Raw genomic sequence first — 17,854 nt, 5'->3', positions numbered from 1 at the left:
CCCGGAAACGAAACGGGTGGATTACCTTGTAGCGTTCCGAATGTCCCCTCCTATGCTCCGATTCCTTACCGGCCTCACCCTGCTGCTCATGCTCTCCTCCGTCCTTTCCGCCCAGCGGGAGCCCCTCCGCGTGGGGATTGCCGGCCTGACCCACACCCACGTCCACGGCATCTTCAACAGCGAAGGCCGGGGCGACATCGAGATCGTCGGCATCGCTGAACCCAACCGGGCACTGGCCCAGCGCTACGCCGAGCAGTACGGCTTCCCGATGGAGATGGTGTACGACGACCTCGAAAGCTTGATCGAGGCCCGCAAACCTGAGGCGGTAACGGCCTTCAACTCCATCTACGAGCACCTGGCGGTGGTGGAAGCTTGCGCGCCGCGCGGGATCCACGTAATGGTCGAAAAGCCCCTGGCGGTGAGCCTCGACCACGCCCGTCGGATGCAGGCCCTCGCCGAAACCCACGGCATCCACCTGCTGACCAACTACGAAACGACCTGGTACCCCACCAACCACCGGGCCTACGCCATGGTGCAGGACAGCCTGGTGGGCGAGATCCGCAAGGTGGTCATCCGCGACGGCCACCGCGGACCGAAGAAAATCGGCGTCGACCCGGAATTCCTGGAGTGGCTCACCGATCCGGTGCTGAACGGCGGAGGGGCCATCATCGACTTCGGCTGCTACGGCGCCAACCTCATGACCTGGCTGATGGAGGGCCGCCGCCCCGAGACGGTCACCGCCGTCACCCAGCAACTGCAGCCGCAGAACAACCCGAAGGTAGACGACGAAGCCCTCATCATCCTCACCTACTCGAACGCGGTGGCCGTGATCCAGGCCTCCTGGAACTGGACCATCGGCCGCAAGGACATGGAAATATACGGCCTCGACGGGGTCATCTACGCCGACAACCGCAGCGACCTGCGGCTGCGCATCCCCGAAGGCTACGACGGCTTCGAGGAAAAGTCCATGACCCTGGAGGATCGCCCCGCCCCCTACGATGACGCCTTCTCCTACCTGGCCGCGGTGATCGCCGGGGAAGTGGAGGTGGAACCGGCGGACCTGTCCGCCCTGGAGAACAACCTGACCGTGGTGGAAATACTGGACGCGGCGGTGCGTAGTGCGCAGACTGGGGAGACGGTGCGGCTGGAGTAGGGGCGGGGTGCGCGGCCGGAGGCCGCATTTTGCTGGCGCCCCGATGGCTGTCGGGGAGGCCGCTTTGTACTGCGCGGCCGGAAGCAGCTTTGTACATTAGGCGGTAAATAACCGATCATGCCGAACAACCGCCGAGACTTCATCAAGAATGCCGCCCTCCTGCCCGCCGCCCTGGCGGGGAGTGCCGCCCTGCCGCACCCCGCCGCCATGCCCGCCAACCCGCCCGATCAGCTCACCGTCCTCTTCCAGGGCGACTCCATCACCGACGCCGGCCGCGACCGCGAACGGCAGGAAGCCAACGACTACGGCAAAATGGGGGTAGGCTACTCCCTACTGGCCTCCGCCATGCTGGTGGGCCGCTACCCGGAAACGGAGCTGACCTACTACAACCGCGGCATCAGCGGCAACAAGGTCTACCAGCTCGACGAACGGTGGGAGGAAGATGCCTTGGCCCTTCAGCCCGACGTCGTCAGCATCCTCATCGGCGTGAACGATTTCTGGCACATGCTCAACGGGAAATACAACGGCACCGTCGAGGTATACCACAACGACTTCACCGACCTGCTGAAGCGGACCCGTGAGGCCCTTCCGAAGGTGAAGTTCATCATCGGTGAGCCGTTCATCATCCGCGGCGGCAAGGCCGTTACGGACGCGCGCTGGAAACAGGAGTTCCCCGCCTACCAGGCCGCCGCCCGGGAGGTCGCCGACGCCTTCGATGCCGCCTGGATCCCCTACCAGCGGGTATTCGACGAGGCCCTCGAAGACGCCCCCGCCGCCCACTGGAGCCACGACGGAGTGCACCCCAGCCTCGCCGGCAGCTACATCATGGCGGAAGCCTGGATGAAGGCGTTCAAGAAACTCTGGTAGGGGGGAGCGGTAACCCAGACGCTCAGAGGTGCTGTGCACACTCCGAGGTCCTGGTGCTGGCCGTAAAATTTGGTGCGTAGGACCTCGGTGTGTCGCCCTGCGCAGCGAGCGACTCGGGAGTGTCCGCTTGTTGCTGGTAGCCCGGACGCTCAGAGGTGCTGTGCACACTCCGAGGTCCTGGAGTTGGCCGTAAAATTTGGTGCGAGGGACCTCGGAGTGTCGCCCTGCGCAGCGGGTGACCTCAGATTGTCCGGTAAATCACCACGGGGGGGCTTCTCTTTATACCTCCGCAACTCAGTGGTTCCAATGCTACTCGGCCCGGAGGGCCTCGACCTGGGAAAGTTCCTGAGCGATCACCCGGTAAAGTAGAGGTAAGCCACCAGGATCAGCACGATCACGAGTACGGAGAAGATGATGTCGATCGTCCGGACGCTGGACCGGGTTTCCGCCCGTTGTTCTGCCGATACGGTTGATACCGTCAGTCCGTCCACCTTAACTGCGGGCGGGGGGGCGGTAGCGTAACTCACGGCGACCATGGTGATGGCCGAAACCAGGAAGATCAACAGGCTGTAGTACTGGAAGAACATGTTGTTCATGATCCAGAAGAAGCTGCCTTCGGCGTAGGCGAAGCCCTCGTTGAGCATGACGGGGGTATCGATCATCAGCCGAAACAGGCCGAGGGCAAAGCCCACTAGCATGGCCGCCAGGGCGCCGTTGGCGTTGAGCCGCTGGTTGAACACCCCGAAGAAGAAAACCACGAAGATCGGTGGGGCCAGGTAGCCCTGCACGCTCTGGAGGTAGTCGTAGAGCCCGCGGCTGCCCTGGATCACCGGGATCCACAGCAGGCCGATCACCACCATCACGGCGGTGGCGATGCGGCCAACCCGCACCAGCTGGGCCTCGCTTACGTTGGGCCGGAACTTGGAATATAGGTCCATGGTAAACAGGGTGGACGAGGCGTTGAACACCCCGGCCAGTGAAGACATCAGCGCGGCCAGCAGGCCGGCCACCACCAGTCCCCGGATGCCCGCGGGCAGCACCTTGGCTACCAGCATGGGAAAGACCTGTTGGGCGTTGGCATTGATGATGTTGCCGTCGGCGTCGAGCAGGTTTTCGGCCAGCTGTGGCATTTTGCCGCTGGCCGCGAGGGCAAAGGTGATGATGCCGGGAATGATGAAGATGAAGACCGGTAGCAATTTGAAAAATGCCGCGGCGATGGTGCCACGGCGCGCTTCCGTGAGGTTCGCGGCTCCGAGCATCCGCTGGACGATATACTGGTCCGTACACCAGTACCACAGGCCGATGATGGGGGCGCAGAACAGCATGCCCACCCAGGGGTAGTTGGTATTGAAGTACCACGCCATCCGGGTCTCGGTCTTGACGGGTGCCCAGGTACCCTCTACACCTTCGGGGACCAGGGGTTTCCAGAGGTTGAACATTTCGGAGCCGGCAATGCGCTTCAGCTCTTCCCAGCCTCCGATGGCGTCCAGGCCGTACACCGTTACCGTGACCGCGCCAAATATGAGGATGACCGTCTGGATGGCTTCCGTGTAGGCCACCGCCTTCAGTCCGCCGAGGATGGTATAGGCACCGGTGAGAAGGATCATCAGGATAGATCCTACCCAGAAACTGTCAAGACCCATGAAGTTAACGTCAGGCAACAGCACGCCGAAGACGATTCCCCCGGCGAAGATCCCTACGGCCACCTTGGTCAGCACGTAGGCGATCAGGGAAATGATCGACAGTACCCAGCGGGAGGCCGGACTGAAGCGCTTCTCCAGGAATTCCGGCATGGTATAGATCTTGGACCGCATATAAAAGGGTGCCAGGACCCAGCCCAAAACCAGCAGGCACCAGGCGTGTAGTTCGTAGTGGGCCATGGCTACACCATCCGTTGCCCCGGACCCGGCCAGCCCGACGATGTGCTCCGAGCCAATGTTGGAGGCGAAAATGGAGGAACCGATCACGAACCACCCGAGGTTGCGCCCGGCCAGGAAGTAATCGTCGGAGGTATTGTTCTTCTGCCGGATCACCCACCAGGCAATGCCGAGAATCAGGACGAAGTAGAGGAGGATGATTACCCAGTCAAGGGTAGCTAGTACGGACATCGCGATCAGATATTACTTGGTGGAAAACTGGTAGGTGGTCGTGGTGGCGTAGGCCTCCCCGGGGCGCAGGACCACGGAGGGGAATCCGTCCTGGTTGGGAGAATCCGGGAAGTGCTGCGTTTCCAGACAGAGACCGGTCCGATGACCGTAGGTCCCGCCGCCGGGAGCGGGCAGGGTGCCGTCCAGGAAGTTGCCGCTGTAGAACTGCAGGCCGGGCTCATCGGTAAATACTTCCACCCGACGGCCGCTGCCGGGGTGGTGGAGGGTGGCCACGGGAGCCTCCCCACCGGGGGCGTCCAGCACCCAGCAGTGGTCGTAGCCCTTGCCCCGCCGCAGTTGCTCGTGCTCCTGCCCAATTTCTTTCCCGATCGCTTTAGGCTCGGTAAAGTCGAACGGAGTACCCGCCACCTCCTCCAGCTCACCGGTGGGGATCAGGGTGGGGTCGACCGGCAGGTACCGCTCGGCGTCGATGGACAGCACGTGGTCGAGGATGTCGCGGGAGGGGTCGGCCGACAGGTTGAAGTACGTATGCTGCGTCAGGTTAACGATCGTGGGCCGGTCGGTGGTGGCTTCGTAGGCTACCTCCAGGCGGTTGTCCTCACCCAGGGTGTAGGTCACGGTGGTGGACAGGTTGCCCGGGTAGCCCCCCGCGCCATCCGGGCTCAGGTGGGTGAGGCGCAGTCCGGGGTCGGTCGCCGAAGGTAGTTCAGTGGCCTCCCATACCACCTTGTCGAAACCGGTCACCCCCCCGTGGAGGTGATTGGGCCCGTCGTTGGTTTCCAGTTGGTAGGTCTCCCCGTCAAGTTGGAAGTTGCCTCCGGCGATCCGGTTGCCGTAGCGCCCGATGAGGGCACCGAAGTACGGATTGCTGGCCTCGTACTGCCCGAGGCTGTCGTAGCCCAGCACCACGTTTTCGAATTTCCCTTCGCGATCCGGGGCGGTCAGCGCGGTAATGATTCCTCCGTAGGTGATGATGGTGACTTCCATCCCGGCGGCATTGCGGAGGGTGTAGCTTTCTACCGGCTCTCCCGCCGTGGTGGTGCCGTAGTCTGCGCGGACAATGGAGGCGGCAGCGGGTGCCGCCTCGGGAACCGGTGCCGCTTGGTCGCCGCACCCAGGCGTAAGGATGAGGAGCAGGAAAAGACCGGCAAACGTGGGGACGTAGCCGCTGAAGTTGGTGTGCATGATACTTGTTTTAGGAAGGTCAGTAGCCGTGCTGGAACAGGTGATAGTAGGCCTCGTTGGCGTTGAGGTGGTCCTTGAATTCGCGGACGCGGGTGCGGTCGTCGATGACTGCCAGTTCGATGCCGGCGATGTCCGCCAGGTCTTCGAGGTACTCGGTAGTCAGGGCCTGGGTGTATACCGTATGGTGGGCACCGCCCGCCAGGATCCAGGCGGTAGCGGCCACGTCCAGATTGGGTTGGGGGTCCCAGAGGACGCGGGCCACTGGAAGGTTCGGCAGGGCTTCGGTCGGTTTTACGCTTTCCACCTCGTTCACCAGCAGGCGGAAGCGGTTGCCCATGTCGATCAGGGAGGCGTTCAGGGCCTTGCCCGCCCTCCCGTCGAAGACCAGGCGTACGGGGTCGCTCTTGCCCCCGATGCCGAGGGGGTGGATCTCGCAGGAGGGTTTGCCCGCTGCGATAGAGGGGCAAATCTCCAGCATGTGGGAGCCCAGTACGTAAGACCGCTCCGGGGTAAAGTGGTAGGTGTAGTCTTCCATGAAGGAGGTGCCGCCGTCCAGTCCTTCGGCCATCACCTTCATGCAGCGCAGCAGGGCGGCGGTCTTCCAGTCGCCCTCGGCCCCGAAGCCGTAGCCCTGCTGCATCAGCCGCTGAACGGCCAGGCCGGGCAGCTGGGTGAACTCGCCCAGGTTCTCGAAGGTATCGGTGAAGGCCCCGAAACCGCCCGCCTCCAGGAAGGACTTCAGGGTCAGCTCGATACGGGCGGCTTCCAGCAGGGATTCCCGTTGCTGCCCCCCCGCCCGCAGGGCATCCGTGAGGCGGTAAGTCGCTTCGTATTCCTCTACGAGCTGTTGGACGGCGGATTCGGTCGCGGCGGACCGGTGGGCCAGCACGTCCGATACGGCGTATCCGTTCACGCTGAACCCGAAGCGCATTTCGGCGGAAACCTTGTTGCCCTCGGTGACGGCCACCTGCCGCATATTATCTCCAATGCGCGCCACCCGCAACCGCTGAAGCTCTGCCCAACCGCGGGCGACCCGGGCCCATACGTTCAGCTTCTGGAGAATAACTGGGCTTTGCCAGTGGCCAACGATCACCTTGCGCTTCTTGCGCATACGCGACATCATGAAACCGAACTCCCGGTCGCCGTGGGCCGACTGGTTCAGGTTCATGAAGTCCATATCGATGGTTCCCCAGGGAATCTCGGCGTTGAACTGGGTGTGAAGGTGGCAGAGGGGCCTGGTCAGGACGGTAAGGCCACGGATCCACATCTTGGCCGGGGAGAAGGTGTGCATCCACACCACCACTCCGATGCAGTCGGCGTCGGTATTGGCGCGTTGGCAGACGCTCAGGATCTCGTCCGGGGTGGTCACCACCGGCTGGGCGACCAGCTTGACGGGCAGGCTTCCCTGCTCGTTGATGCCCGCCACTACGGTGGCGGAGTTGCGGGCGACCTGCGCAAGGGTTTCGGCACCGTAGAGGTGTTGGCTGCCGGTGATGAACCAGAGCGTTTGATTATTCTTCAGCATAATTTCTTGGTGGGGTTATTGGCCGTAGTAGGCGGATTTGCCGTGTTTTCTTTCGTAGTGCTTGCGGATGAGGGCCTCCTTGAGTCGCGGCGCCCCGGGGTTAATCTGGCGGGTGAGGAAGGCCATGCGGGCCACCTCTTCCAGCACCTTGCTGTGGTAGACTGCCTTGGCGGCGCTGTCGCCCCAGGTGAAGGGGCCGTGGTTGCCGAGCAGTACCATGGGCACCTCCCCGTAGTCGAGTCCCCGTTCCCGGAAGCAGTCGGTGATCTGCCGGCCCGTGTTGTGCTCGTAGTTGCCACTGATGAGTTCGTCGCTCATCGGCGGAGCACAGGGCACGTCCTCGGTCAGGTGGTCGGCGTGGGTGGTCCCCAGGATGGGGATGTCCATCTGGGCCTGGGCCCAGGATACGGAGTAGGTGGCGTGGGTGTGGGCGATGCCGCCAATGCCTTCCCAGCTGCGGTAGAGCCAGGCGTGGGTCTTGGTATCCGAAGAGGGGCGCAGTTTGCCTTCCACCACCTGGTTGTCGAAGTCCACGATGACGATGTCTTCCGGCCGCAGGGCGTCGTAGGCTACCCCGCTGGGTTTGATGGCGAAGGTGCCGCGGTCGCGGTCCACCGCGCTGACGTTGCCGAAGGTATAGATCACCAGCCCGAGGGTGTTGAGCTCGAGGTTGGCTTCGTAGCAGGCGCGTTTCAGTTCTTTGTAGGCCATGGCTTGGGTGGTTTTGGGGTGGGGCGGATCAGGCGGTCTGGGCGACGTGGGTGGCGCTGGTTTGCTCCTCCACGAATTGCCCGAGGGCCTCGTAGCGGCGGAACAGCGGACGCAGTTGCCGCACCTGCTCCGGGTCGGGTTGGTATTCGGCTTCGTAGCGACTGGCCAGCCGGGCGCTGGCGGTGAGGATATCGGGGTAGAGGCCCGCGGCTACGGCGGCGTAAATGGCCGCCCCGAGGGCCGGGGCGTAATCCGAGGTGGCCACCGCGATCGGCCGGTCGAGCACGTTGGCCAGGGTCTGCATGATGTAGGGTGACTTGCGCGCCACCCCGCCGATACCGATCACTTTGTCGATGCGCACGCCTTCCGACTCGAACCGTTCCACGATCTTGCGGGAACCGAAGCAGATGGCGTGTACCAGCGCCTGAAACAGTTCCGGGGCACCGGTGCCCAGAGAGATGTTCATGATGGCGCTCTTCAGCGACTGGTCAGCGTCGGGCGTCCGGCGGCCGTTCACCCAGTCCAGGGCGGTAGGCAGCTGATCGGACAGGGGCAGGGCTGCGGCCCGGTCGCTGAGCGTCCGGATCAGGGCCCCGTCGAGGTCGTCGGCCAGCCGTTGCCGCTGCTCGTCGGAGAGCCAGTCGCTGGCGGGCAGCAGCTCGCGGGTAGGCCAGAGCAGTACCGACTTGAACCACGCCAGTACGTCGCCGAAGGCGGACTGCCCGGCTTCCAGGCCGATCATGCCGGGGATGATGGACCCGTCGACCTGCCCGCAAATGCCCCGCACGGCGTGGCCGTCGAGCACCTCCGGGGAGGCCACCATCATATCACAGGTAGAGGTACCCATCACTCGCACCAGGCAGTTCTCGGTGATGCCCGCCCCGATGGCGCCAGCGTGGGCGTCGAAGGTGCCTACGGCCACCACGGTATCGGTGGTCAGCCCCAGCCGCCCCGCCCATTCCGGACTGAGGTGGCCGGCGGCGGTGTCGCTGGTGTAGGTGTCCCGGTAGAGGCGATCGCGCAGTTCGGCCAGGTGGGGGTGGAGGCGGACCAGGAAGTCGCGGGGCGGCAGGCCGTCCCAGTCTTCGTGCCACATCGCCTTGTGGCCGGCGGCGCAGCGGCTGCGCTTCAGCTCGGCGATATCGGAATGGCCGGTAAGCAGGTGGGTCATCAGGTCGCAGTGCTCCACCCAGGAGTAGGCCCGCTCCCGCACGGCGGCGTCTTCGCGGATCACGTGCAGGATCTTGGCCCAGAACCACTCGGAGGAATAGATCCCCCCCTCGTAGCGGGTGTAATCCTCCCCGCCCCAGGAACGGGCCAGGGCGTTGATCTCCTCGGCCTCGGCCAGGGCGGTGTGGTCCTTCCAGAGGACCATCATGGCATTCGGATTCTCTTCCATCCCCGGTTCAAGGCAGAGGGGGGTGCCGGCCCGGGTGACGGGCACCGGGGAGCTGCCCGTGGTGTCCACGCAGATGCCGCGCACCCGCCGGGGCTCCACGCCGCTGTTGGTGACGACGGCCCGGACGGTGGTTTCCAGTCCCTCGATGTGATCCAGGGGGTGTTGGCGGAACTGGTTGCGCGCCGGATCGCAGTAGCGTCCCGCCTTCCAGCGGGGGTACCAGTAAACTTCGGAGGCCAGTTCCCGGCCGTTGGCGGCATCGATCAGGACGGCCCGTACGGAATCGGAGCCGTAGTCGAGGCCGATGACGTAGTTCTTGTCTTCAGTCATATCACAGTTTCAGTTTGTACACCACGAAGGCGTGGGAAGGTACCTCGACGTCCAGTTGGTTGCGCTGCAGGGCAACGGTGGATTCCGCCGGACTGAGTTTTGTCGGCGCCGTAAATGAATTTACGGCCTCCAGGTCGTCGGATGCCATGGTCAGGACGGTGACGGTGGCACCTGGTTTGGCGCCCTTAATGTTGATGGTCAGCCGCTGGGGGCTGGTACCCGTATTGGCCACCTTGAGGTAGATTTCATTTTTCCCGGCATCCTTGACGGCCGAGGCGTACAGCTCCCGTTGCCCGGTGAGTGGTTGCCCGCCTTCGGTGATGGTGAGCAGGTCGGTACCCGCGTGGTTGGCGTACAGCTTCTGTACGTAGTAATTCGCCGTGCCGTAAGATTCCAGGTTGTTGAACCAGATCATGTCGGGGGTCCACTGCCAGGCATCCGCGTGGGCCATCAGGGGGGCGTAGGAGGTCATCACGACCAGGTCGGCGTTGCGTTCCATGCCGGTCATGTAGGCCGCTTCGGAGAGGGCGGTGTTCCAGTTGTTCTTGTTGTCGGGGCTGGCGATGGCCACGCTCTGGGCGGCGTATTCCCCGGCGAAGATTTTGGGCCCGCTGCGGTCGTAGTTGTCGTAGCGGGTGGCATTTTCCCGGAACCACTCCGGTGAGCGGTAGTAGTGCTCGTCCACGAGCTCCGCGCCGAGCGCCGTGAGCTGCTCCATGCCGTACTCGAAGAACTCTCCATCCGGGAAGGGCCCGCTCCCCGATACGATGACGATGTCCGGATAGGCTTCCTTGATCGCGTCATTGAAGACCTTGTACCGCTCGATGTATTCGGGGCCCCACTGTTCATTGCCCACGCCGATGTACTTCAGGTTGAAGGGTTCCGGGTGGCCCATATCGCGGCGCACCTTGCCCCAGGGAGTGCTTACGTCCCCGTTGGCGAATTCGATCAGGTCCAGGGCGTCCTGTACGTAGGGGTCCAGTTCATCCAGGGGCACGAGTTCCCCGGTGTTGAACTGGCAGGCCATACCGCAGCTCAGGATGGGCAGGGGTTCGGCGCCCATATCCTCGGCCAGCTGGAAGTACTCGAAGAAGCCCAGCCCGAAACTCTGGTAGTAGTCGGGCGTGGGGCGGTGGTTGAACTCGGTGTTCCAGCGGTTCACCAAGTACTCCCGCTCGGCTACGGGGCCGACCGTCTTCTTCCACTGGTAGCGGCGGGCCAGGGTACGGCCTTCCACGATGCAGCCCCCAGGGAAGCGGAGGAAGCCGGGGTCCATGTCGTCGAGCAGTTGAACGAGGTCCTTGCGCAGCCCCTTTTTACGTCCCTTCCAGGTGTCGCGGGGAAAGAGAGAGATCATGTCCAGGTCCACCACGCCGGTGCCCTGGAAAGAGATGCGCAGCCGGGCCTTGGCCGCCGTGCCCCCGGATTTGAGGGTCCCCGAATATTCCTTCCAGTCCGAGCCGGACAGCTTCACGCTGGTGGCGCCGAGCACACTTCCCGCCGTATCGATCAGTTCGAACCGGGCCTCCGAGATGGAGCCGTCCCCCACGGCGGCGTCGAAGGTCAGGTCATACTCCGCGCCGACCTTGACACCCATGCCCCGGAATCCTTCGTTGATCAGTACGTAGTCGGGCCCCTTCACGGTCACCCGGAGGAAGTTTACGTTGGCCTGGTCCTGCCCCGTTTTGATGACGTCGCTCTTGCCGGAGCGGGCATTCAGGGAAAACTGGTCGGTCTGTGGCTCCAGCCACCCGGTCTTCGGCAGGGTGAATTCGAAGCTCCGGTTCTTGACCATTTCGGCGTAGAGCCCCCCGTCGGCGGCGAAGTTGATGTCCTCGAAAAAGATCCCGTACATGGTGGGCTGGATGGCCGCCACGGAGGTAGCCGCGTTGAGCTCCAGGGTGCGGGCGTCGGATTGGCCGGTCAGGACCCGGGGGCTGCAGCCGCTCAGGAACAGCAGCAGGAGGCAGGCGGTGAGTAATGGTCGCATGGATGGGTAGTGTTGCATTTTATTTCTTTTTGCGGCGGGGCGCGGGTGCCGGGGAACGGCTACTTGCCCCTTGCCGACAGCATCACCACCGAGAAGGGGGGCAGCTCCAGGGAAATGGTTCCGTTGGCGAGGCGGGCACCGTCGAAGGGCCGGGTGGTCACGCGGTTGGGCTGGTCGAAGGTGTTGTGGTCCTGGAGGGCTTCGGAGGCCAGAATCTCTCCGGAGAGGGATTGCAGGTTGAGGGCCGATACGTCCAGGCGCACGGTGTGGGGCTTATGGGCGTCGATGTTGACCAGGGAGACGTGCACCTCGCCGAGGGAATCGCGGGAAGCCGAGGCGGAGATGGCCGGCAGGGATTCCCCCTGGTAGCTGTAGGTGGGCGATTCAAACTCCAGGGGGATGAGGGTGGCGTCGTGGTGGTCGGCGTACATCTTCATCACGTGGTAGGTGGGGGTGAGCAGCATCTTCTCCTCATCGGTGAGGATGACGGCCTGCAGTACGTTCACGGCCTGGGCCAGGTTGGCCATCTTCACCCGGTCGGCGTGGTTGTTGAAGATGTTCAGGGTTGCTCCGGCGACCATGGCGTCGCGCATGGTGTTCTGCTGGTAGAGGAATCCGGGGTTGGTACCGGGTTCCACCTCGTACCAGCCGCCCCATTCGTCGACGAAGAGGTCGACCTTCTTTTTGGGGTCGTGCTCGTCCATGATGGCCACGTGCTTGGTCACCAGCTCGTCCATTCGCAGGGCTTCACGCATGATGGCGAAGTAGTGGTCCTCGGTGAAGTCCTTGGCCGGCCCCTTGTTGCCCCAGTCGATCACCGAGTAGTGGTGGAGCGCGATGGCGTCGATCAGGTTTTTGGGGATGTTCTTCATGAGCACCTCCGTCCACTTGTAGTCGCTGCTGCTGGCGCCCGAGGCGATCTTGTAGATGCCGTCGGAGTTGTTCCAGTCGCTGGCGTAGGTGGCGAATTGGCGGTAGACGTCGGCGTAGTACTCGGGGCGCATATTACCGCCACAGCCCCAGGCCTCGTTGCCGATACCCCAGTACTTGACCCCCCAGGGTTTTTCGCGGCCGTTCTCCGCCCGCAGGTTCGGCATCGGGCTGGTACCGGCGGGGTGGTTGGTGTATTTGATCCAATCGGCGAATTCCTGGGGAGTGCCGCTACCCACGTTGGCCGACAGGTAGGGCTCCGTACCGAGGAGTTCACACATGTTCAGGAATTCGTGGGTGCCGAAGCTGTTGTCTTCCTTCACGTTGCCCCACCAGACGTTGAGGATGGACGGACGGTCTTCCTTGGGGCCAATACCGTCCTTCCAGTGGTAGGTGTCGGCAAAGCAGCCACCCGGCCAGCGGAGGTTGGGGATCTTCAGCTCGCGGAGGGCCTCGATGATGTCGTTGCGCACCCCTTGGGTGTTCGGGATGGGGCTGTCCTCACCCACGTAAAAGCCACCATAGATGTTGCGGCCGAGGTGCTCGGCGAAGTGGCCGTAGATGTGGCGGCTGATGGTGGGGGCGTCGGGCTGGGGGGCGGCCCGCATGGCTACCGTTTGGGCCTCCAGCACCGCCGTGCCAGCCAACAATAAGGCAACGATCAGGAAGGGGATCCATTTTGAGGGATAAAATGCGGAGGGCTTCAAGGCCGTGACTATTTCGTTCGTTGTCATGGGAGCGGATTGATGGTTTATAAGTGTGATTGTTACACTTACAAATGTAATCCCCCGTTCGGTACTCACCAAAATTATATTCCCCGTGGCTGGGGTATGGTCTTATTTAATTTCACGGGAGGGCTCATCCACCATGCTGTTTTGGTGTATACTTTACACTTATCTTGACATCGGATGTTGGGTGAAAACCATAGGTTTGCAGCACCTGGAAACCTGTTCACCTATTTCCCCGGCAGTCATGTATGATCACACGGACAAGGAGCGGCTGCTGCTGGCGGTCGACTGTATCATCTTCGGATTCGACGGGGAAAAGCTGAAAATTCTCCTCATCAAGCGCGGTTTCGAGCCCGAGCGCGGCAAGTGGTCGCTGGTGGGGGGATTCCTGCACAAGAGCGAGGTGCTCCACGACGCCGCCACCCGCATCCTGAATCGTTACACCGGTCTGGACGACATCTACATGGAGCAGGTGGGCACCTTCAGCGACATCGACCGCGACCCCGAGGAGCGGACGGTCTCCACGGCCTACTACGCCCTCATCAACATCAAGAACCACAGCCAGAAGCTGAACCGGCAGTTCTCCGCCCAGTGGTTCAGCGTGGAGGAGGCCCCGCCCCTGATTTTCGACCACGACAAGATGGTCCGCCACGCCCTGAAGCGGCTGCGCACCAAGGCGGAAACCGAGCCCATCGGCTTCGAACTGCTCCCCGAGAAGTTCACCATGCGGCAGTTGCAAAACCTGTACGAAGCCATCTGGAACGTCTCCCTCGACAAGCGCAACTTCATCAGCAAGGTCCGCTCCCTCGACATCCTGGAAAAGCTGGACGAAAAGGACAAGACCTCCTCCCGCAAGGGGTCCTTCCTCTACCGCTTCGATGCCGAGAAGTATAAGACGGTGGAGCGGAACCGCTCGTCGCTGAATCTCTAGGGCCGGGGCGGAACATTCCCCCAATCGGCTTAGCTTCACGACTACGGGACGGTGAACAGCCACCCGCCGTCCCCGCGACATATGCTCGCGGACAATTCCTGCGCCCCATGTACCTGCACCTCCTCTCGCTTGCTTTCCTCCTGCCCGCCCTCATGTTCGCCCAGCCTCCAACCTACAGTAACCTCGTCCTGACCGATGTCTTCGAGGAGCCCGTCACCCAAAACAGTCACGCTTCGACGATCGTCGAACTCGGACCGGACCGGTTGCTCGTTGCCTGGTTCGGGGGCAGCCATGAGGGGGCCAAGGACGTCGGCATCTACGCCAGCAACCGGGAAGGAGGAAGTTGGTCAGAACCCCGGCAATTGGTGACTCCCCTGGTCACCGAAGGCGACACCCTGCCGTGCTGGAATCCAGTGCTGTACCGCAGCCTGGGTGGAAAGCTGTACCTCTTCTACAAGGTGGGAAAGAACCCCCGGGAGTGGTTCGGCGCCATGTTGACCTCCGACGACGACGGAGCGCAGTGGAGCGCCCCCCGCTACCTGCCGGACGGCTTCCTCGGGCCAATACGCAACAAGCCCATCGAGCCGGAACCGGGCGTACTGCTCTGCGGCAGCAGCACGGAAAACCCCACCACCGATGCCTGGCGCGTTCACCTAGAACAGTACAATGAATCCGCGGGAAGCTGGGAAAGGATCGCCGTGCCGAACCCGCAAGACTTCGAGATCATCCAGCCTACCTTCCTCCAACACGGCGGCGATACCCTGCAGATCCTGTGCCGCAGCAAGCACGACCGCCTCGTAAGCAGCTGGTCTTACGACAAGGGCAACAACTGGACGGAGGCGGACACCGTGGCCGTCCCCAATTCAAACTCCGGCGTCGATGCCGTGACCCTCGCTTCCGGCGACTTCCTGCTGGTCAACAACCCCCTCCCACGGGGCAAAAACTGGTGGAACGGCCGCAGCGTCCTGGACGTGGAGTGGTCCACCGACGGGCTGGAGTGGCAGTCGCTCTTCGACCTCGAGCGCCACGCGGAGGGGGAATACAGCTACCCGGCCATCATCCAGGCGGCGGACGGGACCGTGCACGTGGTCTATACCTACGACCGGCGGACGATCCGGCACGCGAGCTTCCGGCTCGGGGAGCGATGATCCTTCACCTTTACCTCCCGGGGCAGACCGAGATTAGGCCCCGCCAACTTAGCTTCACCACTACCGGGCGGTAATCCGCCGCCCGTCACCCGCCCTCATGACTCCCTGGCTGATCACCGGTGTTACCGTAGTGCTTACCTATCTGCTGGACCGGTGGGATACCCCCTGGTTCCGCCGGCTGTTCGCCTGGGTGCCTGCTATCCTGCTGGCCTACCTGCTGCCGGCGGGCGTTTCCTGGGTTACGGGGGCGGACTACTCTGGGCACACCATCCACGACTACAGCCGGGCCTACTTTATCCCGCTGGCCATCGTGGCCGTGATGAGCGGGCTATCGGTAGGGCAGCTCCGTTCCATTGGCTGGAAGCCGCTGGCGGTATTCGTGGCCGGATCGGCGTGGATCGCCGTTTTTCCAGCGGTACTGGCCTTTTTCCTGGCCGGTTCGGACTTCGTAACCGATACCCTGGTCTCGGCCGGCTACTGGAAGGGCCTGCCCCCCATCGTCGGCAGCTGGATCGGGGGCAGCAGCAGCCAGCTGGTGCTCAAGGTGGCGGTGGATTGCCCGGAGCACATCTTCCTGTCGATCCTCGTCCTCGACAACATCCTGGTCAATATCTGGACCATCCTCATGTTCCAGGGCATCAAGCGCAGCGACGCCCTGAATGATCGCCTGGGGATCACCGACCGCACCATGCCGGCCGACCTGAGTCCCCGAATGGGGGAGCCCCTCCACCCGCTGTGGTCTATCGCCCTGCTGGTGGGGAGCGTGCTGGTGATCAACCACCTCGTGGAGTCCTTCGTGGCTGGCGTGCTCATCCTTTCAGCGGCCGGACTGCTGTTCGGCAACCTGCTCCCCCGCTGGAACCACGCCGTGGCCCTCCGGGTGGGGGCGGTGATGATCCTGGTGGTCATGGCCGTACTGGGCCTGCGGCTGCGGTTCGACCTGGTGCGGTTCGACGGTGCCCTGACGGGCTTTCTAGTGGTTTGGCTCAGCAGCCACTTCGCCTTCATGTTGCTCGTGGCCCGGGCCCTCAACGTGAACGCCGCCTGGGTACCCATTGGCAGCATGGCCAACGTGGGGGGCATCGCCACGGCACCCGCGGTCACCGCCGCCTACGAAAAGCGCTGGATGCCCCACGCCGTACTGCTCGCGATCCTGAGCATGGCGACCGGAACGGTATGGGGGCTGCTCACGATCTACCTGTTCGAATGGTGGGTGGTGTAGGGGGTTAGTCCGTCACCTTCAGTTCCCGCCGCAGTTCCCGCAGTTCCGTTTGTAGCCGTTCCTTTTCCGCGGCCAGTGCGGGATCGTCGATCCGGTTTTCCATTTCCTGGGGGTCCTCCCGCAGGTCGTAGAGCTCGTAGCCCTCGAAGCCCGGCTCGGTGAAGTGGATCAGCTTGTAGCGCTCGCCGCGTACCCCCTCGTGGCGGGCCACCCGGTGGAAGCTGTTCATTTCCTGGTAGTAGCGGTAGTAGATATGGTCGCGCCAGTTGTCGGGCGTAGTTCCGTTGAAGAGTGGCGTCAGGCTCCTCCCCTGCAAATCAGCGGGCACTTCGACGCCGGCGAGCTCCAGCAGGGTGGTGGCCAGGTCGATATTCATCACCAGGGCATCCGAGGTAGTCCCGCCTTCGATTTGCTCGGGATACTTAATGAGCAGGGGCGTCCGGTGACTTTCCTCGTACATGAAGCGCTTGTCGTACCAGCCATGCTCACCCAGGTAGAAGCCCTGGTCGCTGGTGTAGATGACGATGGTGTTCTCGTCGAGGCCGCTTTCTTCCAGGTAGTCCAGCACCCGCCCCACGTTGTCGTCGACGCTTTTCACGCTGGCCAGGTAGTCCTGCATGTACCGCTGGTAACGCCAGCCAAGTTCCTGGTCGGTACCCTTAACGGACTGCCATTCCTCGCCGACCCGCTTAAGGAAGGGTTCCCAGGCGGCCCGTTGTGCGGGGTTCAGCCGGTCGATCTCCCGGTAGAAGTACTCGGCCATGTATTTCGTGCCATCCGGCCAGAAGGTCGCGCCGCCGGTACCGGGGTCATTGGGCTCGTACTCTTTCAGCACCTTCAGGTCCTGGCTCACGAACATATCAGCGATGCGCATATCGGCATTTGCCGCGGCGGGCCGGCCGGCGTAGTCGTCGCGCAGGTTCGCGGGCTCGGGGTAGCGCTTGTCCAGCAGTCCCGCCAGGTCACTCGTGTCGGGCATCCAGTTGCGGTGGGGCGCCTTGTGCCAGTACAGCATCATGAAGGGCTGGTCGCTCTCCGCGTTCCGCTTCAGTTCCGCCAGGGCGTAGTCGGTGATCAGGGTGGTGGTGTACCCCTCGGTGGGGGCCAAAGTATCCCCGTTGTGCACGAAGGTGGGGTTGTAGTAGTCTCCCTGGTCGATCAGGGCCCGGTACTCGTCCAGGCCGTGGGGGATTTCCTTCAGGTGGTGCTTGCCGAAGAGGCTGGTCCGGTATCCGGCCCGGTGCAGGGCCTCGGGGAAGGTCCACTGGTTGGGATCGAAGGGGCTCAGGTTATCGATCTTGCCGTTGATGTGGCTGTACTTTCCGGTCAGGATGGCCGCGCGGCTGGGCGCACAGATGGAGTTGGTCACGAAGCTGTTGCGGAAGAGCATCCCCCCGTCCGCGATCCGGTCCAGGTTCGGCGTTTCGGTCAGCTCATCGGTATAGGCGGAAAGGGCCCGCTGGGCGTGGTCGTCCGACATGATGAAGATGATGTTCGGGCGGCCGTTGCGCGCCTGGGTCCCGGCGGAACTTTCGGTTTCGGGGGCGGGGCCGCAGGAGCCAAGGATCAGGGCCAGGAGCAGGGTGTAAAGCTTACGCATGAAGGGAGGGTAATTATTTAGGGTGCG

At 63.1% G+C, this 17,854-nt stretch carries 13 protein-coding genes; 5 read left to right on the top strand and 8 right to left on the bottom strand.

The window, feature by feature from the left end; translation table 11 throughout:
- Positions 1-52: 52 nt before the first annotated feature.
- Together CGL56_RS17490 and CGL56_RS17485 are read left to right on the top strand one after the other, a co-directional pair.
- Positions 53-1,153 carry a Gfo/Idh/MocA family protein gene (locus tag CGL56_RS17490; RefSeq protein WP_245183924.1) on the top strand — a complete coding sequence of 367 codons (1,101 nt, stop codon included), beginning with the start codon at positions 53-55 and terminating at the stop codon, positions 1,151-1,153.
- A 117-nt stretch (positions 1,154-1,270) separates the two neighbouring features.
- The gene (locus CGL56_RS17485) at positions 1,271-2,020 is read left to right on the top strand and encodes an SGNH/GDSL hydrolase family protein (RefSeq protein WP_099107879.1); all 750 of its coding nucleotides are present in this window, start codon (positions 1,271-1,273) and stop codon (positions 2,018-2,020) included.
- Positions 2,021-2,373: 353 nt separating this feature from the next.
- Here the strand turns inward: CGL56_RS17485 and CGL56_RS17480 are convergent, their stop codons facing one another.
- Genes CGL56_RS17480 through CGL56_RS17450 form a run of 7 tightly spaced genes read right to left on the bottom strand, consistent with a single transcriptional unit; the run spans position 2,374 to position 12,932 of the window.
- A complete protein-coding gene (locus CGL56_RS17480) occupies positions 2,374-4,128 on the bottom strand; it encodes a sodium:solute symporter (RefSeq protein ID WP_099107878.1) in 1,755 nt (584 codons plus the stop codon).
- 12 nt (positions 4,129-4,140) lie between these two features.
- Complete coding sequence (locus CGL56_RS17475; protein ID WP_099107877.1) at positions 4,141-5,313, bottom strand: aldose epimerase family protein; 1,173 nt, start codon at positions 5,311-5,313, stop codon at positions 4,141-4,143.
- A 19-nt stretch (positions 5,314-5,332) separates the two neighbouring features.
- Complete coding sequence (gene araA, locus CGL56_RS17470) at positions 5,333-6,838, bottom strand: L-arabinose isomerase (protein ID WP_099107876.1); 1,506 nt, start codon at positions 6,836-6,838, stop codon at positions 5,333-5,335.
- Positions 6,839-6,853: 15 nt separating this feature from the next.
- The gene (locus tag CGL56_RS17465; protein ID WP_099107875.1) at positions 6,854-7,549 is read right to left on the bottom strand and encodes an L-ribulose-5-phosphate 4-epimerase; all 696 of its coding nucleotides are present in this window, start codon (positions 7,547-7,549) and stop codon (positions 6,854-6,856) included.
- Positions 7,550-7,577: 28 nt separating this feature from the next.
- On the bottom strand, positions 7,578-9,278 hold the full coding sequence (locus CGL56_RS17460; protein WP_099107874.1) for a ribulokinase: 1,701 nt from the start codon (positions 9,276-9,278) through the stop codon (positions 7,578-7,580).
- Between the two features lies 1 nt (position 9,279).
- On the bottom strand, positions 9,280-11,268 hold the full coding sequence (locus tag CGL56_RS17455) for an alpha-L-arabinofuranosidase C-terminal domain-containing protein (protein WP_099107873.1): 1,989 nt from the start codon (positions 11,266-11,268) through the stop codon (positions 9,280-9,282).
- A 59-nt stretch (positions 11,269-11,327) separates the two neighbouring features.
- On the bottom strand, positions 11,328-12,932 hold the full coding sequence (locus tag CGL56_RS17450; RefSeq protein ID WP_245183925.1) for an alpha-N-arabinofuranosidase: 1,605 nt from the start codon (positions 12,930-12,932) through the stop codon (positions 11,328-11,330).
- A 238-nt stretch (positions 12,933-13,170) separates the two neighbouring features.
- Between CGL56_RS17450 and CGL56_RS17445 the strand changes: the two genes are divergently transcribed.
- From CGL56_RS17445 to CGL56_RS17435, 3 genes are all read left to right on the top strand, one after another.
- Positions 13,171-13,857 (top strand): NUDIX hydrolase, encoded by a 687-nt coding sequence (locus tag CGL56_RS17445; protein WP_099107872.1) that lies wholly within the window; start codon positions 13,171-13,173, stop codon positions 13,855-13,857.
- Positions 13,858-13,964: 107 nt separating this feature from the next.
- Positions 13,965-15,005: a sialidase family protein gene (locus tag CGL56_RS17440; RefSeq protein WP_099107871.1), complete on the top strand. Its 1,041-nt coding sequence runs from the start codon at positions 13,965-13,967 to the stop codon at positions 15,003-15,005.
- Positions 15,006-15,102: 97 nt separating this feature from the next.
- Complete coding sequence (locus CGL56_RS17435; protein WP_099107870.1) at positions 15,103-16,227, top strand: DUF819 family protein; 1,125 nt, start codon at positions 15,103-15,105, stop codon at positions 16,225-16,227.
- A gap of 4 nt (positions 16,228-16,231) precedes the next feature.
- Here the strand turns inward: CGL56_RS17435 and CGL56_RS17430 are convergent, their stop codons facing one another.
- Entirely contained in the window at positions 16,232-17,827 is a 1,596-nt protein-coding gene (locus CGL56_RS17430; RefSeq protein ID WP_099107869.1) for a sulfatase family protein, read from the bottom strand.
- Positions 17,828-17,854: the final 27 nt, after the last annotated feature.

It is taken from the genome of Neolewinella marina, assembly GCF_002631205.1.
Lineage (GTDB): Bacteria > Bacteroidota > Bacteroidia > Chitinophagales > Saprospiraceae > Neolewinella > Neolewinella marina.
This window is presented reverse-complemented; position numbering and strand designations above follow the sequence as displayed.